19 protein-coding genes and 1 pseudogene are annotated in these 21,764 nt (G+C 64.9%); 7 read left to right on the forward strand and 13 right to left on the reverse strand.

The window, feature by feature from the left end; translation table 11 throughout:
- Positions 1–3: 3 nt before the first annotated feature.
- Both H040_RS21420 and H040_RS21430 read right to left on the reverse strand, forming a co-directional pair.
- Positions 4–621, reverse strand: a pseudogene (locus tag H040_RS21420) (SDR family NAD(P)-dependent oxidoreductase); the annotation flags it as partial.
- A 110-nt stretch (positions 622–731) separates the two neighbouring features.
- Positions 732–1,640, reverse strand: coding sequence for a LysR family transcriptional regulator (locus H040_RS21430; RefSeq protein ID WP_027918543.1), 909 nt, complete (start codon positions 1,638–1,640; stop codon positions 732–734).
- A 215-nt stretch (positions 1,641–1,855) separates the two neighbouring features.
- Between H040_RS21430 and H040_RS21435 the strand changes: the two genes are divergently transcribed.
- From H040_RS21435 to H040_RS21445, 3 genes are read left to right on the forward strand one after another with little or no spacing between them, the layout of a single operon-like run.
- Positions 1,856–3,160 carry an MFS transporter gene (locus H040_RS21435; protein WP_027918544.1) on the forward strand — a complete coding sequence of 435 codons (1,305 nt, stop codon included), beginning with the start codon at positions 1,856–1,858 and terminating at the stop codon, positions 3,158–3,160.
- A gap of 30 nt (positions 3,161–3,190) precedes the next feature.
- Entirely contained in the window at positions 3,191–4,432 is a 1,242-nt protein-coding gene (locus tag H040_RS21440) for a Zn-dependent hydrolase (RefSeq protein ID WP_027918545.1), read from the forward strand.
- On the forward strand, positions 4,432–5,454 hold the full coding sequence (locus tag H040_RS21445) for a histone deacetylase family protein (RefSeq protein ID WP_027918546.1): 1,023 nt from the start codon (positions 4,432–4,434) through the stop codon (positions 5,452–5,454). Before H040_RS21440 ends, H040_RS21445 begins: the two co-directional genes overlap by 1 nt.
- A 204-nt stretch (positions 5,455–5,658) precedes the next feature.
- On the opposite strand, the gene H040_RS21450 is transcribed toward H040_RS21445, so the two are convergent.
- From H040_RS21450 to glcD, 5 genes are all read right to left on the reverse strand, one after another.
- Complete coding sequence (locus H040_RS21450; RefSeq protein WP_027918547.1) at positions 5,659–7,827, reverse strand: malate synthase G; 2,169 nt, start codon at positions 7,825–7,827, stop codon at positions 5,659–5,661.
- Positions 7,828–7,979: 152 nt separating this feature from the next.
- Complete coding sequence (locus H040_RS21455; protein WP_027918548.1) at positions 7,980–8,378, reverse strand: heme-binding protein; 399 nt, start codon at positions 8,376–8,378, stop codon at positions 7,980–7,982.
- Positions 8,371–9,606, reverse strand: a complete 1,236-nt coding sequence (gene glcF, locus H040_RS21460; protein ID WP_027918549.1) for a glycolate oxidase subunit GlcF — start codon at positions 9,604–9,606, stop codon at positions 8,371–8,373. The genes H040_RS21455 and glcF overlap by 8 nt, the downstream gene beginning before the upstream one ends.
- A gap of 10 nt (positions 9,607–9,616) precedes the next feature.
- On the reverse strand, positions 9,617–10,669 hold the full coding sequence (glcE, locus tag H040_RS21465; protein ID WP_027918550.1) for a glycolate oxidase subunit GlcE: 1,053 nt from the start codon (positions 10,667–10,669) through the stop codon (positions 9,617–9,619).
- On the reverse strand, positions 10,669–12,168 hold the full coding sequence (gene glcD, locus H040_RS21470) for a glycolate oxidase subunit GlcD (RefSeq protein WP_027918551.1): 1,500 nt from the start codon (positions 12,166–12,168) through the stop codon (positions 10,669–10,671). Before glcD ends, glcE begins: the two co-directional genes overlap by 1 nt.
- Before the next feature lie 195 nt (positions 12,169–12,363).
- Between glcD and glcC the strand changes: the two genes are divergently transcribed.
- Positions 12,364–13,128, forward strand: a complete 765-nt coding sequence (gene glcC, locus H040_RS21475; protein ID WP_027918552.1) for a transcriptional regulator GlcC — start codon at positions 12,364–12,366, stop codon at positions 13,126–13,128.
- A gap of 103 nt (positions 13,129–13,231) precedes the next feature.
- Here the strand turns inward: glcC and H040_RS21480 are convergent, their stop codons facing one another.
- The 4 genes from H040_RS21480 to H040_RS21495 all read right to left on the reverse strand — a co-directional run bounded on the left by H040_RS21480 (position 13,232) and on the right by H040_RS21495 (position 16,622).
- Entirely contained in the window at positions 13,232–14,464 is a 1,233-nt protein-coding gene (locus H040_RS21480) for a M20/M25/M40 family metallo-hydrolase (RefSeq protein WP_027918553.1), read from the reverse strand.
- A gap of 123 nt (positions 14,465–14,587) precedes the next feature.
- Entirely contained in the window at positions 14,588–14,905 is a 318-nt protein-coding gene (locus H040_RS21485) for a DUF2388 domain-containing protein (RefSeq protein WP_027918554.1), read from the reverse strand.
- A gap of 107 nt (positions 14,906–15,012) precedes the next feature.
- Positions 15,013–15,612, reverse strand: a complete 600-nt coding sequence (locus H040_RS21490; RefSeq protein WP_027918555.1) for a hypothetical protein — start codon at positions 15,610–15,612, stop codon at positions 15,013–15,015.
- A 101-nt stretch (positions 15,613–15,713) separates the two neighbouring features.
- Positions 15,714–16,622: a LysR family transcriptional regulator gene (locus H040_RS21495; protein ID WP_027918556.1), complete on the reverse strand. Its 909-nt coding sequence runs from the start codon at positions 16,620–16,622 to the stop codon at positions 15,714–15,716.
- Between the two features lie 348 nt (positions 16,623–16,970).
- On the opposite strand from H040_RS21495, the gene katG reads away from it, so the two are divergent.
- Positions 16,971–19,226 carry a catalase/peroxidase HPI gene (katG, locus tag H040_RS21500; RefSeq protein WP_027918557.1) on the forward strand — a complete coding sequence of 752 codons (2,256 nt, stop codon included), beginning with the start codon at positions 16,971–16,973 and terminating at the stop codon, positions 19,224–19,226.
- On the opposite strand, the gene H040_RS21505 is transcribed toward katG, so the two are convergent.
- Positions 19,209–19,634, reverse strand: coding sequence for a hypothetical protein (locus H040_RS21505; RefSeq protein WP_371260244.1), 426 nt, complete (start codon positions 19,632–19,634; stop codon positions 19,209–19,211). The two genes, katG and H040_RS21505, sit on opposite strands and share 18 nt — an antisense overlap.
- Here H040_RS21505 and H040_RS21510 point away from each other — a divergent pair.
- Positions 19,633–19,788 (forward strand): hypothetical protein, encoded by a 156-nt coding sequence (locus H040_RS21510; protein WP_256208055.1) that lies wholly within the window; start codon positions 19,633–19,635, stop codon positions 19,786–19,788. The genes H040_RS21505 and H040_RS21510 overlap by 2 nt on opposite strands.
- Positions 19,789–19,833: 45 nt before the next feature.
- Here the strand turns inward: H040_RS21510 and H040_RS21515 are convergent, their stop codons facing one another.
- Positions 19,834–20,154, reverse strand: a complete 321-nt coding sequence (locus H040_RS21515) for a hypothetical protein (protein WP_027918558.1) — start codon at positions 20,152–20,154, stop codon at positions 19,834–19,836.
- Positions 20,155–20,512: 358 nt separating this feature from the next.
- Here H040_RS21515 and H040_RS21520 point away from each other — a divergent pair, with 358 nt between their 5' ends.
- Positions 20,513–21,724 carry a M24 family metallopeptidase gene (locus H040_RS21520; protein ID WP_027918559.1) on the forward strand — a complete coding sequence of 404 codons (1,212 nt, stop codon included), beginning with the start codon at positions 20,513–20,515 and terminating at the stop codon, positions 21,722–21,724.
- Positions 21,725–21,764: the final 40 nt, after the last annotated feature.

Here is a 21,764-nt window from a genome sequence, read left to right on the forward strand (position 1 = left end):
GCTTCAGATAGCGAGGCTGTCGACCACACCGTCGACCCGCAGGGCCGCGCCGGTGGTGGCAGAGGAATAAGGGGAGGCCAGGTACACCGCCAGGTGAGCGACTTCGTCGACCTCGGCGACGCGTTGGATGATCGAGCTTGGCCGTGCGTTGCGCACGAAGTGGTCGGCTTCTTCACGGATGCTGCGCCCGGAGGCCTGGGCGGCGTCGGCCACCAGTGCGGCGACGCCGTCGGTCAGGGTCGGGCCGGGCAGCACGGCATTGACCGTTACCCCGGTGCCGGCCAGGCGCTTGGCAAGGCCGTCGGACACAGCAAGGTTGGCGGCCTTGGTCACACCGTAGTTGATCATGTCGGCGGGGATGGCGATGCCCGATTCGGAGGAGATGAACAGGATCCGCCCCCAGCCTTTGCCGACCATGCCCGGGGCATAGTGGCGAGCCAGGCGCACGCCGGACAACACGTTGACGTCGTAGAAGCGCTCCCACTCGCTGTCGGGCACCTCGAAGAAGTCTACGTCGTCGTAGATGCCCAGGTTGTTGACCAGGATATCGGTCTGCGGGTGGGCGGCGAACAGGGTTTCGGCGCCTTCGGCAGTGCCCAGGTCGGCAATCACGCCGTGCACACTTCAGGGCCTCGCCTGGTCTAGCGAGTCGAGGAGGCGCGGATCGTTGTAGTGGTGGTATCCGTTGGCAAGCGCCAGTGGAGTGAGGTCTATCGTGCGGCTCAAAAGCGTTAGATCAAGCACTGTTGCAATGCTTCGATAAACACCTCTTCGGCCCGGCTCAACCGCTGTTCCCTGTTCCACAACAGGTGAATGTCCACATCGGCAATTCCTTCTTCAGGTGGCAGCTTCCACAGCAGCCCTGCCGCCACGTCCGGCGCTACCACATGCTCGGGCAGGCAGCCGATGCCGAACCCGGCAATCACCAGTCGGCGCACTTCTTCAAGGCTCGGCGACGACGCCACGATCCGCCCGGAAAACCCCTGCTGGTCGCGGAAAATGGTCAGCGGCGACAGCATGCCGCCAATCTGGTCGCTGGTGAAACTGACGAAATTCTCCCGCTGCAGATCGCCCTCGGCCTGGCCGAACAAGGCATGGTGCTTGCCGCAGAAAAACGCATAGCGCTGGCGCAGGAACAGCCGCTGTTCCAGGCGTGGTTGCGGCCGGCGATTGAGGCTCAGGCCTGCGGTGGCGGTTTTTTCCTGCAATGCGGCAACGATGTCCGAGCTGCGCATCACGTCGATTTCCAGATCGACCCTTGGGTGCTGGCGATGGAAGTCCGCCAGGAAGTCATCGAACCGCTCGCTGACGATGCGGCTGATCATCAGCAAGCGCACCTTGCCTACCAGTTCGTCCGCCGGCTGCTCCAGCAGGCCGCCGATCTGCGACATCTGCCCATACACCTCACCGGCCAGCTGAAACAGCTGCTCGCCCATGTCGGTGAGCACGAAGCGTGGCCCACGGCGAGCGATCAGCTGGCGGCCGAGCTGTTCTTCGAGGCGTTTCAGCGCTTGGCTCACGGCCGGTTGGGTAAGGTGCAGGCGGGCAGCCGCGCGGCTGATGGACAGCTCCTGGCCGATCACGCGGAAGGTGCGCAGCAGGTTCCAGTCGAGGCGGTCGTTGAGCAGGCGGTCGGACATGGCAGGCTCGATGATAAGCAGGGCTAATAGTGCGAATAATAAATAGAAAATTGACTAATCATAGCCCCAGGACGATAAATCGCAGTCATTGAGGCCAGTGATATCGGTGCTGGCCTCTTCGCGGGCAAGCCAACACCGGCCACCAAGCCAAGCGCCACCAGAGCGTAACCGTGACCCCCTTAACTCCTGCCAGAAAAACAAGCAAAGGAGCCACCATGAAGCCCACCGCTTCGCCCCAGCCGCGTCGTGCCGCCGCCGCCGCGTTCATCGGCACCATGATCGAGTGGTACGACTTCTACATTTACGCCACCGCCGCCGCCCTTGTGTTCGGTGCCTTGTTCTTCCCCTCCGACGACAGCCTGTTCAGCACCATGGCCGCGTTCGGCACCTTCGCCGTGGGCTTCTTCGCCCGGCCGCTGGGTGGCATTGTCTTTGGCCACGTGGGCGACCGCATCGGCCGCAAGAAGTCGCTGGTCATCACCCTGCTGATGATGGGCATCGTCACCGTGTGCATCGGCCTGTTGCCGACCTACGCGCAGATCGGCGCCGCTGCGCCGGTGCTGCTGATCATCCTGCGGGTGATCCAGGGCATTGCCGTGGGCGGTGAGTGGGGCGGGGCCGTGCTGATGGCCGGCGAACATGCGCCCAAGGGCCGCCGCAACTTTTTCGCGTCGTTCGCCCAGCTGGGCAGCCCTGCAGGCCTGATCCTGTCGCTGCTGGCCTTTGGCGCGGTGACCCGCCTGCCGGAAGAAGACCTGATGAGCTGGGGCTGGCGTGTGCCGTTCCTGGCCAGCGCGCTGTTGCTGCTGGTGGGCCTGGCGATTCGCCTGGGGGTCAACGAGTCCCCCGAGTTCATTGCCAGCCGCGAGCAGGCAGCCAGGGCCCAGCGCAAGGAGCAGACACCGGTGCTGGAAGTACTGCGTACTGCCTGGCGCCCGCTGTTGCTGTGCATCGGTGCCAACACCCTGGGTATCGCCGGGGTCTATTTCACCAACACCTTCATGATCAGCTACACCACCCAGCAGTTGCACCTTGAGCGCTCGCTGATCCTCGAATGCCTGTTCTTCGTGGCGGTCATCCAGTTCTGCGTACAGCCGCTGGCCGCCTGGCTCTCGGAAAAGCTCGGAGCCACCCGCTTCCTGGCCCTGGTCGCCCTGCTGGCGATGGCCTCGCCGTACCCGATGTTCGTGTTGGTCAGCTCCGGCGAAGGCCCGCTGATCGTGCTTGGCATCGCCCTGGCGGCGGCTTGCATGGCGTCGTTCTACGCGGTGATCGCCGGCTACGTCAGCGGCATGTTCGACACCCGCGTGCGCTACACCGCGATTTCCATGGCCTACCAGGTTTGTGGCGCCATCGCTGGCGGCCTCACGCCACTGATCGGCACCTGGCTGGCCCACACCTTCACCGGACAATGGTGGCCGATGGCCGTGTTCTACACCCTGATCGCCAGCATTTCCCTGGTCTGCGTGCTTGCCCTGGCACGCCAGTACGCCCGTAGCCAGCGCCTGGAACTGGCCTGATCGATCCACCTGATTCTGGAGTACCCGCACATGTTGAAAAGCAATGGCGAACGCCTGTGGGCGAGCCTGATGGCCATGGCCGAAGTCGGTGCCACCGCCCGTGGCGGCAGCTGCCGCCTGGCCCTGAGCGACGAGGACAAGGCCGGCCGTGAACTGTTCAGCCACTGGTGCCGCGAAGCCGGCCTGACGCTGACGGTGGATGCCATCGGCAACCTGTTCGCCCGCCGCGCCGGCAGCGACCCGGCTGCCGCCCCGGTGATGATGGGCAGCCACCTCGACACCCAGCCCGAGGGCGGCCGATTCGATGGCGTCTATGGCGTGCTGGCGGGCCTTGAAGTGGTTCGCCGCCTCAACGACCTTGGCATCCACACCCGCAAGCCGCTGGAAATCGCGGTGTGGACGAACGAGGAGGGGGCGCGCTTCACCCCGGCCATGTTCGGCTCGGCGGTATTCACCGGCACGCTGGCGCTGGACCAGGCTCTGGCCATCCGCGATGCCGATGGCATCAGCGTCGCTGACGAACTGCAGCGCACCGGCTACGCCGGCCAGCGCCCGTTGGGCGGCCAGGTCGACGCCTATTTCGAGGCGCACATCGAGCAAGGCCCGATCCTTGAAGACAACGCCAAGGCCATCGGCGTGGTCAGCGGTGGCCAGGCCATCCGCTGGCTGGATGTGACCGTCGAAGGCATGGCCGCCCACGCCGGCACCACGCCGATGCCGCTGCGCAAGGACGCCCTGTACGGCGCCGCGCGGATGATCCAGGCGGTCGAGCAACTGGCGGCAGACTTTGCGCCAGAAGGCCTGACCACCGTGGGTGAACTGTCGATCGCCAAATCCTCGCGCAACACCATCCCCGGCGTGCTGCGCTTCACCGTCGACCTGCGCCACCACCGCGACGAAGCCATCGAGGCCATGGAACGCGACCTGACCCTGAAGCTGCAGGCCATCGCCAACCCGCGCGGTCTGCAGGTCCGTATCGAACGCCATTGGGTCAGCCCGGCGACGCCGTTCGACGCCGACTGTGTAGCTGCCGTGCAGCAGGCGGTGGACGGGCTTGGTTATGCCCAGCAGACCATCGTCAGCGGCGCCGGCCACGACGCCATCCTGCTGGCCCGCTACTGCCCGACGGCGATGGTGTTCATCCCCTGCGTCGGTGGCCTGAGCCACAACGAAGCCGAAGACGTACTGCCCGAAGATGCCCGCCAGGGCGTCGATGTTCTGCTCAATGCCGTGCTGGCCCGCGCCGGCCAGGTCGAACAAGGAGAAGCCTGATGCGTTGCTACTTCCACCCCGAACAGCTGCTGCACCATCCGCGCAGCTACTACTCGCGCGGTGCCATGCGCACCCCGCAGGAAGTCCCCGAGCGCGCCCAGCACCTGCTGCAGGCCGCCAAGGACCTGGGCTTCGACATCCGCCAGCCCGACGATGCCGGCCTGGCGCCGCTCAAAGCTGTGCACGGCGAAGCGTACCTGGCGTTCCTCGAAGAGGCCCATGCGCGCTGGAAGGACGTGCCCGAGGACTGGGGCGACGAGGTGATGTCGAATATCTTCGTGCGCGAGCCCAACGCCCTGCGCGGCATCCTCGCCCAGGCTGCGCGCTACCTGGCCGACGGCAGCTGCCCGGTGGGTGAAAACACCTGGCGTTCGGCCTACTGGTCGGCGCAGAGCGCGGTGGCCGCGGCCAAGGCCATTCTCGATGGCGAGCCCGCCGCCTACGCGCTGTGCCGGCCACCGGGGCACCATGCACGGTTCGATGCGGCCGGAGGGTTCTGCTACATCAACAATGCCGCGGTGGCGGCTCAGGCACTGCGCAGCCGCTATAGCCGTGTGGCGATTCTCGACACCGACATGCACCACGGGCAGGGGATCCAGGAGATCTTCTACGAACGTAACGATGTGCTGTACGTGTCGACCCATGGTGACCCGACCAATTTCTATCCGGGGGTGGCGGGGTTCGAGGACGAGCGCGGCAGTGGCGTGGGGGAGGGGTACAACCTGAACCTGCCGATGGCCCATGGGGCCAGCGAGGCGGACTTTATGGGGCAGCTGGAGATTGCGCTGGATGCGGTGAAGGACTTTGGCGCCGAGGTGCTGGTGTTGTCGCTTGGGTTCGATATCTATGAGCAGGATCCGCAGAGCAAGGTGGCGGTGACGACTGACGGGTTTGCGGCGTTGGGTGAGCGGATTCGGGCGTTGCGGTTGCCGTGTGTGATTGTGCAGGAGGGGGGCTATCACCTGGAGAGCCTCGAGGCGAATGCGCAGGCCTTCTTTATGAACAGGGTCGACTGGCGATAAGTGCTGCACGCCGGCAGTGGTGTTGGCGCTGCCGGCTTCCAGTTTGCCTGGGGGCAGGCGGATGCGCTGGCTTCGGCTTTGGAGCGCAAGGGGCTGGGGAGGTAGGGGGGGCTGGGCTGACAGGTGATTGCCACAACATTTTCAGCGCTGATGAGCGGCCTTGCCGGTTCGGCGCCCGGCAAGGCCGCTACTCCAATAGCGGCGTTACCCTTTAACCTCCTGCTTGAACTTCAAGCGCCACCCATGCAGCAGCGGCTCGGTATACCCGCTAGGCTGTTCACGCCCCTTGAACACCAAGTCGTGTGCCGCACGGAACGCATGCGAGTCGGCAAGGTTCCCTGCCATCGGCCGGTACGCTGCATCCCCGGCATTCTGCTGGTCCACCACGTTGGCCATGCGCTGCAGCGTCGCCTCGACCTGGTCACTGCTGACCACCCCATGGTGCAGCCAGTTGGCGATGTGCTGGGCCGAGATACGCAAGGTGGCGCGGTCCTCCATCAGCCCGACGTCATGGATGTCCGGCACCTTCGAACACCCCACTCCTTGCTCGACCCAGCGCACCACATAGCCGAGGATGCCCTGGCAGTTGTTATCCAGTTCGGCCTGGATATCGTCCGCGCTCCAGGGCCGGCCCGGGCTTACTGGAATGCTCAGCAGGTCGTGCAGCAGCTGTTCGCGCTCAGCCCCCAGGTCGACCTGCTCCAGCTGTGCCTGCACCGCAGGCACGTCCACCTGGTGATAATGCAGCGCATGCAAGGTCGCGGCAGTGGGCGAGGGCACCCAGGCGGTGTTGGCGCCGGCACGCGGCTGGGCGATCTTCTGTTCGAGCATGGCCGCCATCAGGTCGGGCATGGCCCACATGCCCTTGCCGATCTGCGCCTTGCCGCGCAGGCCACAGGCCAGCCCGACCAGCACGTTGCTGCGTTCATAGGCCTGGATCCAGGTGCTGCCTTTCATGTCGCCCTTGCGCAGCATGGCACCGGCCTCCATGGCGGTGTGCATCTCATCGCCGGTGCGGTCAAGGAACCCGGTGTTGATGAACACCACCCGTGCCGCCGCGCTGGCGATGCAGGCCGCCAGGTTGACGCTGGTGCGCCGCTCTTCGTCCATGATGCCCATTTTCAAGGTGTGCCGGGGCAGGCCCAGCAGGTCCTCGACGCGGCCGAACAGCTGGTCGGCGAAGGCGACCTCGGCCGGGCCGTGCATCTTCGGCTTGACGATGTACAGGCTGCCTTCGCGGGAGTTGCCGCGGCGCTTGAGGTCGTGCAGGCCGATCAGGCTGGTGACCACGGCATCGAGGATGCCTTCGGGGATCTCCCGGCCATCGCGGTCGTGGATCGCCGGGTTGGTCATGAGGTGGCCGACGTTGCGGATGAACAGCAGCGAGCGGCCGGGCAAGGTCAGTGGCTGGCCATTTGCACCGTGGTATTCGCGGTCCTTGGCCAGCGCGCGGGTAAAGGTCTTGCCACCCTTGTTTACCTGCTCGCTGAGGTCGCCCTTCATCAGGCCCAGCCAGTTGCGATAGACGTTGACCTTGTCCTCGGCATCCACCGCCGCCACCGAGTCTTCGCAGTCGATGATGGTGGTCAGCGCGGCCTCGACAAGAATGTCCTTGACCCCGGCGCGGTCGGCCTTGCCGATGGTGCTGGCCGGGTCGATCTGGATTTCGAAGTGCAGGCGATGGTGTTGCAGCAGGATTGCCGTTGGCTGGCCGGGTTCGCCTTGATAGCCGCGCAGTTGCGCGGTGTCTTCCAGGCCGACCTGGCGGCCATCGCTCAAGGTCACCTGCAGCTTGCCCTGGTTGATCGCGTAGGCCTGGGCGTCAGCATGGGAAGCGCCTGCAAGCGCTGCCGAGCGGTCGAGAAAATCCCGGCCGAATGCAATCACCCGTGCACCGCGCAACGGGTTATAGCCTTGGCCGCGCTCGGCGCCGTCATTGTCTGCAATGGCGTCGGTCCCATACAGCGCATCGTACAGCGAGCCCCAGCGGGCGTTGGCGGCGTTCAGGGCATAGCGGGCGTTGCTCAGCGGGACTACCAGTTGCGGGCCGGCTTGCTCGGCGATTTCGCGGTCGACCTGGGTGGTGCTGATACGCGCCTGCTGCGGCGTGTCGACCAGGTAGCCGATGCTGCGCAGGAAGGCCTGGTAGGCGGGCATGTCGCTGATCGGGCCGGGATGCTGGCGGTGCCAGGTGTCCAGTTCGCGCTGCAAGCGGTCGCGTTCGGCGAGCAGCTCGCGGTTGCGCGGGGCGAGGTCGTGGACCAGGGTGCTGAAGCCTTGCCAGAAGCTGGCGGCGTCGATGCCGGTGCCGGGCAGCACTTCATCCTCGATGAAGCGTTGCAGGGTCGGGTCGACCTTGAGTTGATGGGTCATTGTCTTCTCGCTCGGTGTTCAGGTTTCAGAAAGTGTGCCGCTTGTGCCGGCCACTTCGCGGCTGAAGCCGCTCCTACAGGTACTGCGCAACCTTTGAAACCTGTGCGGTCCTTGTGGGAGCGGCTTTCGCCGCGAAGAAGCCGAAGCCGGTTCTAAAGGGCAGCCGCGCCTGCCTTGGCCACCTGGGCATCCTGTTCGGGCTTGACCCCGGACACGCCGATGGCACCTACCACCTGGTCATCGACCAGCACGGGCACACCGCCTTCCAGGCTGGTCAGCAGCGGCGCGGTGACGAAGGCGGTGCGCCCGCCATTGACCATCTGTTCGAAGTCGCGGGTTTCCTTGCGCCCCAGTGCGGCACTGCGGGCTTTTTCCACGGCGATGTAGGCGCTGGACGGCGCGCAGCCGTCCATGCGCTCCAGGGCCAGCGGATGGCCGCCGTCGTCGACCACGGCGATGGTCACGTTCCACTGTTGCGCCTGGGCTTCCTGGCGGGCGGCAGCGAGCAGGCGGGTCACTTCTGCCTGGCCGATCACGGACTTGCTATGCATGGCTGTTCTCCTGGCTCAAAGCTGCTTCGACGATTTCGATCCAGTGCCGCACCGGCGTGCGCCCGGCCCCGTCGAGGTGGGTCTGGCAGCCGATGTTGGCGGTGGCGATGACTTGCGGTTTGCCGCTTTCCAGCGCATTCAGGCGGTTGTCGCGCAGTTGCCGCGACAGTGCCGGCTGGGTCAGCGAATAAGTGCCGGCCGAGCCACAGCACAAGTGGCCGTCCGGCACCGGGGTGAGGGTGAAGCCCAGCCGCGTCAGCAGGCTTTCCACCTGGCCGCCGAGCTTGAGCGCATGCTGCAGGGTGCACGGGCAATGGAAGGCCAGGCGCTGTTCGGCGCACAGGCCGAGCTGTTCGATCGGCTCGTCGCGCAGCACTTCGACCAGGTCCCGCGACAGCGCGCTGACCCGTGCCGCCTTGGCGGCGTAGTGCGGGTCTTTTTCCAGCAGGTGACCGTAGTCACGCACAAAGGCGCCGCAGCCACTGGCGGTCTGCACGATGGCCTCGGCACCTGCCTCGATGGCCGGCCACCAGGCATCGATGTTGCGCCGTGCGCGTTGCAGGCCCTGTTCCTGGGCATTGAGGTGGTAATCCACCGCGCCGCAGCAACCGGCCTCGCAGGCTGGCTCCACGCTGATGCCCAGGCGGTCGAGCAGGCGCGCGGTGGCCGCGTTGGTGTTGGGCGACAAGGCGGCCTGCACGCAGCCTTCGAGCAACAGGATGCGCCGGGCATGGCGCGGTGCGGGGCGTTCGCCGGCCGGCGCCACCTGGGCCGGCAGCTTGCGCTTGAGGCTGGCCGGCAGTACCGGCCGCAGGGCCTGGCCAGTGCGGGTCAGCGCCTTGAACAGCGCCGGGCGCGGCACCACTGCGCGCAGGCCCTGGCGCAGCAGGCGCTGGCCGAGCGGGCGCGGTACCTGCTGCTCGACCACCGCGCGGCCGATATCCAGCAGGTCGTGGTACTTCACCCCTGACGGGCAGGTGGTTTCACAGTTGCGGCAGGTCAGGCAGCGGTCCAGGTGCAGTTGCGTGCTGGCGGTGACCGGCGCGCCTTCAAGCACCTGCTTGATCAGGTAGATGCGCCCACGTGGCCCGTCCAGTTCGTCGCCGAGCAACTGGTAGGTCGGGCAGGTGGCCGTGCAGAAACCGCAGTGCACGCACGAACGCAGAATGCTTTCGGCTTCTTCGCCGCGGGCCAGGCGCTTGGCGCTTTCGCTCAGGTTGGTTTGCATGGGCGTGGCCTCACAGGTCCGGGTACAGGCGGCCAGGGTTGAACACGCCCTGGGGATCGAGTTGCTGCTTGAGGGCGTGGTGGTAGCGCATCAGTGCTGCGGGCAGCGGGGCGGTGCTGTCATCGCCCGGGGTGTAGCCGGTGACGTGGCCGCCGACCTTGGCGGCCTGTTCACGGATCAGCTGCGCCGGTGCCGTCGACTTGAGCCAGCGTTGCGCGCCGCCCCAGTCGATCAGCTGTTGCCCAGGCAGGTCGAGATCACCGCTGGCCGTGGGCACCGACAGCCGCCACAGCGGTGCCCGGTCATCGAAGAAGGCCAGGCGCTGTTCGCGCAGGTCGTTCCAGAAACGGCTGTCGAGTTCGTCGCCGCCCAGGCGCTGGCGGGCCGACTGCACCGAGCCTTCACCGCCTTCCAGGCGCAGGTACAAGGTGTCGCCATCGTGGCAGGCGGCGCTGATCGGCAACGGTTGCTGGCCCCATTCGGCCAGTTCGGCCAGGGCCTGGTGGCGGTCCATCGGCAAGCGCAGGCTGAGGCACGCACGTGGGCGTGGCAGTACCTTCAGCGACACTTCGGTCAGCAGCCCCAGGCAGCCAAAGCTGCCGGCCATCAGCCGCGAGACGTCGTAGCCTGCAACGTTCTTCATCACTTCACCGCCAAAACGCAGCAGCTTGCCGTGCCCGGTGATCACCCGCGTGCCGAGCACATAGTCACGTACCGAGCCAGCCCACGGCCGACGCGGACCCGACAAACCGGCCGCGACCATGCCGCCAAGGGTTGCCTCGGCGCCCAGGTGTGGTGGCTCGCAGGGCAGCATCTGCCCGGCCTCGTGCAGCGCCGCTTCGATTTCCAGCAACGGCGTACCTGCGCGGGCCGTGAGCACCAGTTCGGTCGGGTCGTAGCTGACGATGCCCCGGTGGGGGCGGGTATCGAGTATTTCGCCAGCCACCGGGCGGCCGAGCATGGCTTTGCTGTTGCCACCCTGGATGCGCAGCGGCGTGCCCAGGTTCAGGGCCTGGTTGACCTGTTCGAGCAGGTCCTGGCTCATGTCGCGGTCCATGCTCATCAGAATCGCTCCAGCTCGGGGAAGGGCAATTGCCCGTGATGCACGTGCAGGGCGCCGAACTCGGCGCAGCGGTGCAGGGTGGGGATGTTCTTGCCCGGGTTGAGCAACCCTTGGGGGTCGAATGCGGCCTTCACAGCGTGGAACAAGGTGATTTCGTCGCTGTTGAACTGCGCGCACATCTGGTTGATTTTCTCGCGCCCCACACCGTGCTCGCCGGTGATGCTGCCGCCCACCGCCACGCACAGTTCAAGGATGCGCCCGCCGATGGACTCGGCGCGTTCCAGCTCACCCGGCAGGTTGGCATCGAACAGGATCAGCGGGTGCATGTTGCCGTCGCCGGCGTGGAACACGTTGGCCACGCGCAGGCCGTACGCCTCGCTCAGTTCGCTGATGCCCTTGAGCACCCGGGGCAGTTCGCGGCGCGGGATGGTGCCGTCCATGCAGTAGTAGTCCGGCGAAATGCGCCCCACCGCCGGGAAGGCGTTCTTGCGCCCGGCCCAGAAGCGCACGCGCTCGGCTTCGTCACAGGCCAGGCGTACTTCGCGGGCACCGGCCTGCTTGAGCACCCCGGCTACCCGCTCGCAGTCTTCCTGGACATCGGCTTCCACGCCATCCAGTTCGCACAGCAGGATGGCGGCCGCGTCCACCGGGTAGCCGGCATGGATGAAGTCCTCGGCGGCGCGGATCGCCAGGTTGTCCATCATCTCCAGGCCGCCGGGAATGATGCCGGCGGCGATGATTTCGGCCACGGCCCGGCCGGCGTCCTCGACACTGTCGAAACTGGCCAGCAGCACCCGCGCCACTTGGGGTTTGGGCAGCAGTTTGACGGTCACTTCGGTAACGATGCCGAGCATGCCCTCGGAGCCGGTGAACAGCGCCAGCAAGTCGAAGCCCGGGCTGTCGAGGGCGTCGCTGCCCAGGGTCAGGCGTTCGCCCTCGACAGTGAGGATCTCGACCTTGAGCAGGTTGTGCACGGTCAGGCCGTATTTCAGGCAGTGCACGCCACCGGCGTTTTCCGCGACATTGCCGCCGATCGAGCAGGCGATCTGCGAGGAAGGGTCGGGCGCGTAGTACAGGCCATGGGGCGCGGCGGCCTGGGAGATGGCCAGGTTGCGCACACCGGGTTGCACCCGGGCGAATCGGCCTTGCGGGTTGACTTCAAGGATGCGGTTGAAGCGCGCCATCACCAGCAGGATGCCTTTGGCCAGCGGCAGCGCGCCCCCCGACAGGCCGGTGCCGGCACCGCGAGCCACCACCGGCACGCCACGCTGGTGGCAGAGCTTGAGCAAGGCCTGCACCTGTTCCAGGCGTTCGGGCAGCACCACCAGCAGCGGTACGGTACGGTAGGCCGAGAGGCCGTCGCACTCATAAGGCTTGAGGTCTTCCGCGCGGTGCAGGACTTCCAGGTCGGGGAGGGCATCACGCAGCGCCTGCAGCAGCGCGGGCAGATCCACGGCGGGCAGCGCTCCGTCGACACGTTCGTCGTAGAGAATGTTCATCGGGCTCACTCAGCGTCAGTTTTTGTTGTTGTTGGCAAACCGATCACCCTTGCAGCCTGCGCGCCTGGGCGGGATGGGTCGAGGCCTTGGGGTACTGGTCCTACCAGTTTTTCCGCGAGGTGCTGGCTATCCATGGGTTTGAGCGGCTAGATTGGAAGGGTCAATGGCAGTGGTCCTACCAGTTGGAGTCTGCACATGGGAGTTGAAGGCAAGGCCAAGGTCGCGGACCAGGTGGCCGAGCGGGTCGAGCGGCTGATCGTCGAAGGCGTGCTCAAGGTCGGCCAGGCCTTGCCGTCGGAGCGGCGCCTGGTCGAAAAACTCGGCTGCTCGCGTTCTGCGCTACGTGAAGGCCTGCGCATCCTGCGCGGGCGCGGCATCATCGATACCGAGCAGGGGCGAGGCTCGTTCGTTGCCGACCTTACCGGGCAGGCCAGCGGCACGCCATTGATGCACCTGTTCAGCTCACAACCGCGCACGCTGTTCGACCTGCTGGAGGTGCGTGCCTTGCTGGAGGCCGAGTCGGCGCGCCTGGCGGCCTTGCGCGCCACCGATATTGACCGCCTGCTGATCCGCCGGCGCTATGAAGACATGCTGGAGGCCCACGCTGCTGCCGAAACCCTCGACCCCCGCGAGCACGCGCGCCGCGACCATGCGTTTCACCGGGCAATCAGCGAGGCGTCGCACAACCCGGTGCTGGTGCATACCTTGCAGTCACTGAGCGACCTGACCTTGAGCACGGTGTTTGCCTCGGTCAACAACCTGTATTGCCGGCCGGCGCAGAAGCGCCAGATCGACCGCCAGCACGCACGGTTGTATCACGCGGTGATGGAGCAGTTGCCCGAGCAGGCGCAGCGGGCGGCGCGCGAGCATATCAACGGGATTGGCGACAGCTTGCGTGAGATCGAGCAGGAAGAGCAGCGCCTGGTCAGGGCGACGATGCGCATGGATGGTTGGGGTTGATACCAGCCTGTACCGGCCTCTTGCGGCTAAAGCCGCTCCTACAGGTCAAGCGCACCCCTTGCAGGAGCGGCTTTAGCCGCGAGAGGCCGGTACAGGCAGTGGATTACTGTGCCAGGTGCCTGATCATCGCCACGGTCAAATAAAGCCGCGGCGCAATGCTGCCCAGTTCGATGTATTCATCGTCCCCGTGCAACCCGGCCCCGACCACTCCCAGCGTTTCCAGCACCGCGGGCTTGTCGCTGCCCGGCACATAGGCATACCCGGCGTCGGTACCGAAACGCATGGCAATCGGCTCGATCTTGTAACCAGCCTCCGCGTACAGCCGCTGCGCTGTCTCGGCCAACGCGCTCGAAGCCTGGTTGCGTGCCAGCGGTGGTCGGCCTTTTTCGACCACGACACTGGCCTGGGTGTCGGCCACCAGTTGCTTTTTGACAATGCGCTGGGCGTCGGCCTGCACCCGGTCAGTTTCGCCCAGGTCCGAGTAGCGCATGTCCGCTTCGGCCGTGGCCAGTGCCGGAATGATATTGGCCTTTTCACCAGCCTTGGCCAGCGTCCAGTTCACCGTGGTGCCTTTGCTGGCATCGCCAAGGTCCTTGAGCTGGAGCAACTGGTGCGCGAGCTCGGTCAGCGCATTGCGACCTTCCTCCGGCGCAGAACCTGCGTGAGAGGCACGGCCCTTGACCTCGAGCTTGAGCCGGTTGATGCCGTTGGTGGCGACAGTCACCGCGTCTTTGTCCGGCGGCTCGTAAGAAAACACGTAGTCATGCTTGCGGGCCAGTTCGGCAATGATCTGCTTTGACCCCGCAGACCCCATTTCTTCATCCGGGTTGAACAGCACCGTGAGCGTGCGGTAGCCCTTGAACTGCTGATCGTTCAGTAACTTCAGTGCGTGCAGGATCATCGCTACCCCGCCTTTGGCATCGGCGACACCCGGGCCAAAGGCGCGTGTGCCTTCGACCCGGAAGGGGCGTTTGGCGACCGTGCCGGGCACGAACACGGTGTCGTAGTGCACCATCAGCAGGAAATCCTTGCTGCCGGTGCCTTTGAACGTACCGACGATATTGTCGCCCACAGAAGGTTTGGCGGGCCGTACCTGCACTTCGGCGCCCAGCGCCTTGAGGCGCTTCACCAGCTCGGCACTGACCTGCGTCAGGCCCGCTTCGGTTCCGGTACCGGTATCTACCGAGACCAGCCCCTGGAGGGTCTGCACGTACGCTGACTGTTCGTTTTCGGCCTGCTTGAGCAGGTCCTCGGGGGTGAATTCGGCGGCAGTTGCCTGGGTACAGGCGATCAGTAGCGCCAAGGCGATGGCGTGGGGAGGGCGAGGCAATGGCATGGGGTCTTCCTTGTCATGGTGAGTCCTTGAGCCTAGCCATCAAGCTCGATGTTGCCCATGGTCAATCCTCTTCCACAGGCACACCGGCGCTGTTGCAGCCGCAGGTGCGCCCGTGGTTGAGGTTCAATGATGAGCGATCGAGTCATCCTGGGACAGGATTGCCTGGGCCAGCTCTTCGTCACTGGCCTGCAGGCCAGGATTGTCCTTGCGGGCCTGCTCCAGCGCCGACTCCACGTAGGCGCCACGAATGGCACCGCCACTGGCAACGAATGCAGACAGCTCGTCACGGGCGGGGATGATTCGTTTATCGTCTTTGAACGTCGAATACAGCGAAGCGGAAACACCCGCCGAGGTGGCGACGTCGCCCGCATCGACGCGGGCCAGGGCAGCACCGGCAGGCAGCAGGAGCAGCAGCGCAGGGGCGAGGAGTAGGTGGCGCATGTCGTGTTCTCCAGTAACGTGAAGCACAAGGAAATAAACCACTCAGTGTTTAAGAGGGCGGGCGCGTGCTGGGAGTTCCCTGTTTTCTGCCGGAGCGTCGTTACGCCTTACACCTTGCTGCCCAGCAAGCGCTGCAACGAGGCGTCGAAATCACGCAGGGCATCAGCCTTGGTGGCCTGTTCATCGTCCAGCATCCGCGCCACATCGTTGACCTCCTTGTGCGCGCGCCCTTCGGCGCGGCCGATGTAGGTCAGCTGGCTGTCGAAGAAGCGCGCCACCACCCGGCTCTCGATGTCGGCCGTGGCCAGGCGGCTTTCGCTGTCCAGCAGCACGATCACGTCCGGATGGTCGGCGAGCAGGCTGTCCAGGTCTTCATAGAAGGCTACCTCGGCGAACTGCTGGGCCAGCGAGCGTGCCAGCCAGTCGTAGGCCTGGCTGCCACCGCTGAGGGTGGCCACTGGAATGCTGCGCGACGGCTGCCTGGTTGCCGCCTCGCCACGGTGCTGCTGCAAGTAGCTGAGGGTGCTTTCGGCATTGCGCCCGAGCAGCACGGCGACGTGCTGCCCCGGGGCCAGCGCGACGCTGGAAATGGCCGTGGCCGAGTAGAAGTGCCCGTAGGGCTGGGCACCCTGCTGGCTAGCCGGCGCGGCACAACCGCCAAGGGCAGCGAACAGGGCGAGCAGGGCAGCGAGCATGCCGGTTTTCATGGGTAGCGCCTCATCGATCAGTGAATGCCGCCATCTTCCGCCCGCAGCGGCGGCGGCGGAACTTGATGACATTCATGGTGGCTATCGATGAAGTCGATGAATCAGCTCGGGCGGGCCATGTACTGCAGGATGCGCTCGCGCAGCCAGCGTTCGGCCGGATCGTTGTCGTGGGCGCCGCTCCACACCATCGACAGCTCGGCCTCGGTGATTTCGAACGGGGCCGGGTCGGCGCGCAGGCTGCCATCGTCGGCCAGGGCGCAGGCGGCGTAGTCCGGCACGGTGGCGATCAGCTCGGTGTTGCGCAGCAGGGCACGCAGGCTGCCGAACTGCGGCACGGCCAGCACCACTTTGCGGCAGCGGCCGATACGCGCCAGGTCGAGGTCGATGTTGCCGCTCATGTCACCGGAGAACGACACCATCACATGGGGCCGCGCGCAGTACTCGTCGAGGGTCAGCGGGCCCGGGCGGTCGTCGGCGCGCAGCACGCGCACGCCGATATCGCGCAGTTTGCGGCGTTTGGCAGTGGCCGGCAGGTCGGTGGTGTAGCTCACGCCCACGGAAATCTCGCCACTGGCCAGCAGCCCCGGCATCAGCAGGAAGTTGGCGCGGCGTACCACCACGCTGATGTCGGGCGCTTCTTCGCGCAAGGCCTGCAGCAGGGCCGGGAACAGGCCGAACTCGGCGTCGTCCGAAAGGCCCAGGCGGAACTGGTTGCAACTGTTGGCCGGGTCGAAGTCGCGGGCGCGGCTGATGGCCGACGAAATCACGTCCATGGCCGGGCCCAGCTCGGCGAAGATCTGCATGGCCCGGGGGGTGGGTTCCATGGCCCGGCCGCTGCGGATCAGCAGCGGGTCGTCGAACAGCTCGCGCAGTCGGGCGAGGGCAGCGCTGACGGTGGACTGGGTGATGAACAGCTTTTCGCCGACGCGGGTCAGGTTGCGTTCGATCATCAGGGCTTCGAAAAGCACCAGCAGGTTCATGTCGACGCGGCGCAGGTCGTTGCGGTTCATGGGGCTTGGCTCACCGGGGGCAGAGGGGTTGGCGGTGTATTGAAGCACGGCGGCAGCCATTGCGCCTTGTATGGATGTGCCGGGGCTATCAACCTGGAAGAGCCACTCTATTAGAACTCTGCCCAAGCTCGACTAGTCTTTCCCTGGCCCTGCCAAACACACGTGCGGGCGGCGTGCCAGCACCTGGGTGCAAGACCACGCCGCGCTTGATGTGACAGCTTCGCAAGCCCCGTGTCGGTACGTGACCGACCCGACCTGATGAGGGGTAGGCATGAGCCCATGAGCTCGGCTGAAACAACACCTGGTATACACCGGAAATCTGGATAACCGACCCAAAGGTAACAGCAGATGTCGAACGAATCGAAATGCCCGTTCCATCAAACCGCAGGTGGCGGCACCACCAACCGAGACTGGTGGCCTGACCAGCTCAACCTGAGGATCCTCCATCAACACTCGTCAAAGTCCAGCCCTGACCCGGACTTCGACTACGCCAAGGCGTTCAAGAGCCTCGACTTCCAGGCCCTGAAAAAAGACCTGACCGCCTTGATGACCGACTCCCAGGACTGGTGGCCAGCCGACTTCGGCCACTATGGCCCGCTGTTCATCCGCATGGCCTGGCACAGCGCCGGCACCTACCGCATCGGTGATGGCCGTGGCGGCGCCGGCTCCGGCCAGCAGCGTTTCGCCCCGCTCAACAGCTGGCCGGACAACGTCAGCCTGGACAAGGCCCGGCGCCTGCTGTGGCCGATCAAGCAGAAGTACGGCAACAAGATCTCCTGGGCCGACCTGATCGTGCTCACCGGTAACGTGGCGCTGGAATCCATGGGCTTCAAGACCTTTGGTTTCTCTGGCGGCCGCGCCGATGTGTGGGAGCCGGATGAAGACGTGTACTGGGGCTCGGAAAAGGTCTGGCTGGGTGGCGACACCCGCTACGGCAAGGAGCAGCAGAAGGCCCAGCCGCCAGGCCAGGGTGACCTGGTGGCCGAACCGGCCAAGCACGGGGAAGAACAGAACCGCAACCTGCAAGCCGAGCGCAACCTGGAAAACCCCCTGGCTGCTGTGCAGATGGGCCTGATCTACGTGAACCCGGAAGGCCCCGAAGGCAACCCGGACCCGGTGGCGTCAGGCCGGGATATTCGAGAAACCTTCGGCCGCATGGCCATGAACGATGAAGAAACCGTGGCGCTGATCGCCGGCGGCCACGCCTTCGGCAAGACCCACGGTGCCGGCCCCGCCGACAACGTCGGCCCCGAGCCTGAAGCGGCAGGCCTGGAACTGCAGGGCCTGGGCTGGGCCAACAAGTTCGGCAGCGGCAAGGGCGGCGATGCCATTACCAGTGGCCTGGAAGTGATCTGGACGTCGACGCCGACCCGCTGGAGCAACGAGTACCTCAATAACCTGTTCAATTTCGAATGGGAGCTGACCAAGAGCCCGGCCGGTGCCAACCAATGGCGGCCGAAGGAGGGCAAGGGCGCGGGCACCGTGCCGGATGCTCACGACCCGGCCAAGAAGCATGCGCCATCGATGCTCACCTCCGACCTGGCCTTGCGTTTCGACCCGATCTACGAGCCGATTGCTCGGCGCTTCAAGGACAACCCGGACCAGCTGGCCGACGCCTTCGCCCGCGCCTGGTACAAGCTGATTCACCGCGACATGGGCCCGCTGGCGCGCTACCTGGGCCCGGAAATGCCCGATGAGGAACTGCTCTGGCAAGACCCGCTGCCCAAAGCCGACCAGCCCGCGTTGGGTGAGCAGGATATCACTGCGCTCAAGGCCAAGGTCCTCGGCTCGGGCCTGAGTGTCGGCGAGCTGGTGTCCACGGCCTGGGCTGCTGCTTCGACCTTCCGTGGTTCCGACAAGCGCGGCGGTGCCAATGGCGGCCGTCTGCGCCTTGAGCCACAGAAAGGCTGGGCGGCCAACCAAGGCACCGACAAGGTGCTGGCGGTGCTGGAGAAAATCCGCGCCGAGTCTGGCAACAAGGTCTCGCTGGCCGACCTGATCGTGCTGGCAGGTACCGCCGCCGTGGAAAAAGCCGCCAAGGATGCCGGCTTCAGTGGCAGTGTGGGCTTCCGCCCAGGCCGGGTGGATGCCTCCCAGGCGCAGACCGACGTCGAGTCGTTCGCCGCGCTGGAGCCCCTGGCTGACGGCTTCCGTAACTTCACCAAGGCCCGTTACAGCGTCAAGGCCGAGAAGCTGTTGCTGGACAAGGCCCAACTGCTGACCCTCACCGCCCCGGAAATGACCGTGCTGATCGGTGGCCTGCGCGTGCTCGGCGCCAACCATGGGGGCAGCAAGCAAGGCGTGTTCACCGACAAGCCAGGCACCCTGAGCAACGACTTCTTCCGCAACCTGCTGGACATGGGGGTGGAGTGGAAGCCGACCTCGGCGGACAACGAAAGCTTCGAAGGCCGCGATCGCAAGACCGGGCAGGTGAAGTGGACCGCTAGCCGGGTCGACCTGGTGTTTGGTTCGCATGCGCAATTGCGGGCATTGAGCGAGGTGTATGGCAGCAGCGATGGCAACGACAAGTTCGTCAAGGACTTCGTGGCGGCTTGGGTGAAGGTCATGGAGCTTGATCGTTTTGACTTAAATCGCGGGGTCTAGAGGTGATGTTGTCATAAAGCTGGCATTACTCGCGAAAAGTGCCTCTGCGCGCCCTCCGGCTCCCACGTCTGCGGAGGGCATCCAGCGACCATAAACCTTGGCGATCATGGTCCAGTCCTTGTGACCCATTTGCTGGGCTACCCACATCGGGTTTTCGCCAGCGCTGAGCATCATCGAGGCGTATGTGTGGCGACTCTGGTAAGGGCGGCGCCACCTTACGCCCGCTTTTTTCATGGCGAGAACCCATATCACGCGATAGATATAACCGGCGTGACGCCACGGCTCTCCAGTGATGGTGTTCAGGAACACATGCTTTCCGGCCAGGAAGGTCAGTTCAATGGAGAAGCGCACCTTCATCGGGATGATTGAGGCGGGATAACCCCTGTGGAAGGAGGCTCTGGATGCCATGCGGGCAAATCACCAGGCACAGGATGAAGGGAAGCCCGCTGAGGAGGTCGAGCGGCTGCACCTGCTGGCCGAGTCGCTATTCCAAGTGGTCTGCGATTACCAACTGCGGGTGGTGGCCAAAGCGCGCGGTAAAGATCTGCCACCGCCTCACTGAATTTGTTCAGCGGGTAGTCCGGCAAGCAGGCTACCCTGCTGGTGCCTAGAGTTTGTACTGGATGGTGTAGGACTCATCATCTCTAGGCTCTATGGTGATCGGCAAGCCGAATAGCTTCCCGCCACATTCACTGATTACGCAGCGGTATACGGCCCCCTGCTTGAGCTGAGCCCACAACCCTTCGTCGTGTATGACGATTCCGACGACCCGGTTTTGGGGATCCTCTCGAACTTGAGCAACTTGATAATCAAGGTCACACCCGAAATCAGGGGGAGTCAATTCTGGATCGTAACCGATCAGAACCCCATGTCGCTTCAGATCGTCCCTTATCCGCTCAACCACCTCATCTGCTTCTTGTTTTATCATGATCGTCACCTCGTGATAGCCCACTCAAGACTTTAGCTGACCTGGCTGGTTTTCGGGGGGGCATGAGCGAATCCAGCGACTTTCCCTCGTTCTTGACGCTACCCACCCTTGCGCGACACAAGGCCTCTCCCACAGCTCTTTGCACCTCTTTGGAAGGTGCTGAGGCCTGCGGGAGCAAATCTTTTGCCCAATTTCTCAAAGCTGGCGCGGCTTCCACCAGTACAGCGCACGCCGGAACGCCGGCGGTAGCGCCAATTCCAGGTCGGATAGATACAAAAGCGTCCTCGTCGGTTCTGTTGCAATGCTTTCCAGGCGGCCGGCCTGAACAGCGTGCTCACAACCACAAGGAACACCGACCATGCAAATGCCCCAGACCCTGAAAATCCGCAATGGCGAAAAGGTCAAACCGACCTTCTCCGCGCAGGAGTACGCCGCCCGTCATGCCCGCCTGCGGGCCTACATGGCCGAACAGGACATCGAGGCGGCCATCTTCACCTCGTACCACAACGTCAACTATTACAGTGACTTCCTCTACTGCTCGTTCGGCCGCCCCTACGCCCTGGTAGTCACCCACGACAAGGTGGTGTCGATCAGCGCCAACATCGACGGCGGCCAGCCTTGGCGGCGCACGGTGGGTACCGACAACATCGTCTATACCGACTGGCAGCGCGACAATTACTTCGTCGCCATCCAGCAGGCCTTGCCGCTGGCCTCGCGCATCGGCGTCGAATACGACCACCTCAACCTGCAGAACCACGCCAAGCTTGCTGCCTGCTACCCAAGGGCCGAGCTGCTGGACATCGGTGCCGCATGCATGCGCATGCGCATGATCAAGTCGGCCGAGGAACAGGCGCTGATCCGCCATGGCGCACGGGTTGCCGACATCGGTGGGGCGGCAGTGGTCGAAGCACTGCGTGACCAGGTGCCTGAACATGAAGTGGCGCTGCATGCCACACAGGCGATGGTCCGCGAGATCGCCCGCAGCTTCCCTGACAGCGAGCTGATGGACACCTGGACCTGGTTCCAGTCCGGGCTCAACACCGACGGCGCGCATAACCCGGTCACCAGCCGCAAGGTCAACAAGGGCGACATCCTCAGCCTCAACTGCTTCCCGATGATTGCCGGGTACTACACCGCGCTGGAGCGCACCTTGTTCCTCGACCATTGCCCGGACGATCACCTGCGCCTGTGGCAGGCCAACGTCGAGGTCCATGAGGCCGGCCTGAAGCTGGTGCGCCCGGGCATGCGTTGCTGCGACATCGCCCATGAACTGAACGAGATCTTCCTGCGCCACGACCTGCTGCAGTACCGCACGTTTGGCTATGGCCACTCCTTCGGCACACTGAGCCACTACTACGGCCGTGAGGCCGGGCTGGAACTGCGCGAAGACATCGACACGGTACTGGAACCGGGCATGGTGGTGTCGATCGAGCCAATGATCATGCTGCCCGAAGGGCGACCGGGGGCGGGTGGTTACCGCGAACATGACATCCTGATCGTCAATGAGAGCGGTGCCGAGAACATTACCAAGTTCCCGTTCGGGCCAGAGCACAACATCATTCGCAAGTAACCACCGGCGTGGCCTCTTTGCCGCCGCTGCAGCGAAGAGG

Origin of the sequence: Pseudomonas sp. URMO17WK12:I7, assembly GCF_003269045.1 — a bacterium.
GTDB lineage: Bacteria > Pseudomonadota > Gammaproteobacteria > Pseudomonadales > Pseudomonadaceae > Aquipseudomonas > Aquipseudomonas putida_J.

Excerpts from the sequence above, each read along its gene's own strand:
- H040_RS21430 (WP_027918543.1), bottom strand. The coding sequence starts at position 1,640 with ATGTCCGACCGCCTGCTCAACGACCGCCTCGACTGGAACCTGCTGCGC.
- H040_RS21435 (WP_027918544.1), top strand. The coding sequence starts at position 1,856 with ATGAAGCCCACCGCTTCGCCCCAGCCGCGTCGTGCCGCCGCCGCCGCG.
- H040_RS21440 (WP_027918545.1), top strand. The coding sequence starts at position 3,191 with ATGTTGAAAAGCAATGGCGAACGCCTGTGGGCGAGCCTGATGGCCATG.
- H040_RS21445 (WP_027918546.1), top strand. The coding sequence starts at position 4,432 with ATGCGTTGCTACTTCCACCCCGAACAGCTGCTGCACCATCCGCGCAGC.
- H040_RS21450 (WP_027918547.1), bottom strand. The coding sequence starts at position 7,827 with ATGACCCATCAACTCAAGGTCGACCCGACCCTGCAACGCTTCATCGAG.
- H040_RS21455 (WP_027918548.1), bottom strand. The coding sequence starts at position 8,378 with ATGCATAGCAAGTCCGTGATCGGCCAGGCAGAAGTGACCCGCCTGCTC.
- glcF (WP_027918549.1), bottom strand. The coding sequence starts at position 9,606 with ATGCAAACCAACCTGAGCGAAAGCGCCAAGCGCCTGGCCCGCGGCGAA.
- glcE (WP_027918550.1), bottom strand. The coding sequence starts at position 10,669 with ATGAGCATGGACCGCGACATGAGCCAGGACCTGCTCGAACAGGTCAAC.
- glcD (WP_027918551.1), bottom strand. The coding sequence starts at position 12,168 with ATGAACATTCTCTACGACGAACGTGTCGACGGAGCGCTGCCCGCCGTG.
- glcC (WP_027918552.1), top strand. The coding sequence starts at position 12,364 with ATGGGAGTTGAAGGCAAGGCCAAGGTCGCGGACCAGGTGGCCGAGCGG.
- H040_RS21480 (WP_027918553.1), bottom strand. The coding sequence starts at position 14,464 with ATGCCATTGCCTCGCCCTCCCCACGCCATCGCCTTGGCGCTACTGATC.
- H040_RS21485 (WP_027918554.1), bottom strand. The coding sequence starts at position 14,905 with ATGCGCCACCTACTCCTCGCCCCTGCGCTGCTGCTCCTGCTGCCTGCC.
- H040_RS21490 (WP_027918555.1), bottom strand. The coding sequence starts at position 15,612 with ATGAAAACCGGCATGCTCGCTGCCCTGCTCGCCCTGTTCGCTGCCCTT.
- H040_RS21495 (WP_027918556.1), bottom strand. The coding sequence starts at position 16,622 with ATGAACCGCAACGACCTGCGCCGCGTCGACATGAACCTGCTGGTGCTT.
- katG (WP_027918557.1), top strand. The coding sequence starts at position 16,971 with ATGTCGAACGAATCGAAATGCCCGTTCCATCAAACCGCAGGTGGCGGC.
- H040_RS21510 (WP_256208055.1), top strand. The coding sequence starts at position 19,633 with ATGCGGGCAAATCACCAGGCACAGGATGAAGGGAAGCCCGCTGAGGAG.
- H040_RS21505 (WP_371260244.1), bottom strand. The coding sequence starts at position 19,634 with ATGGCATCCAGAGCCTCCTTCCACAGGGGTTATCCCGCCTCAATCATC.
- H040_RS21515 (WP_027918558.1), bottom strand. The coding sequence starts at position 20,154 with ATGATAAAACAAGAAGCAGATGAGGTGGTTGAGCGGATAAGGGACGAT.
- H040_RS21520 (WP_027918559.1), top strand. The coding sequence starts at position 20,513 with ATGCAAATGCCCCAGACCCTGAAAATCCGCAATGGCGAAAAGGTCAAA.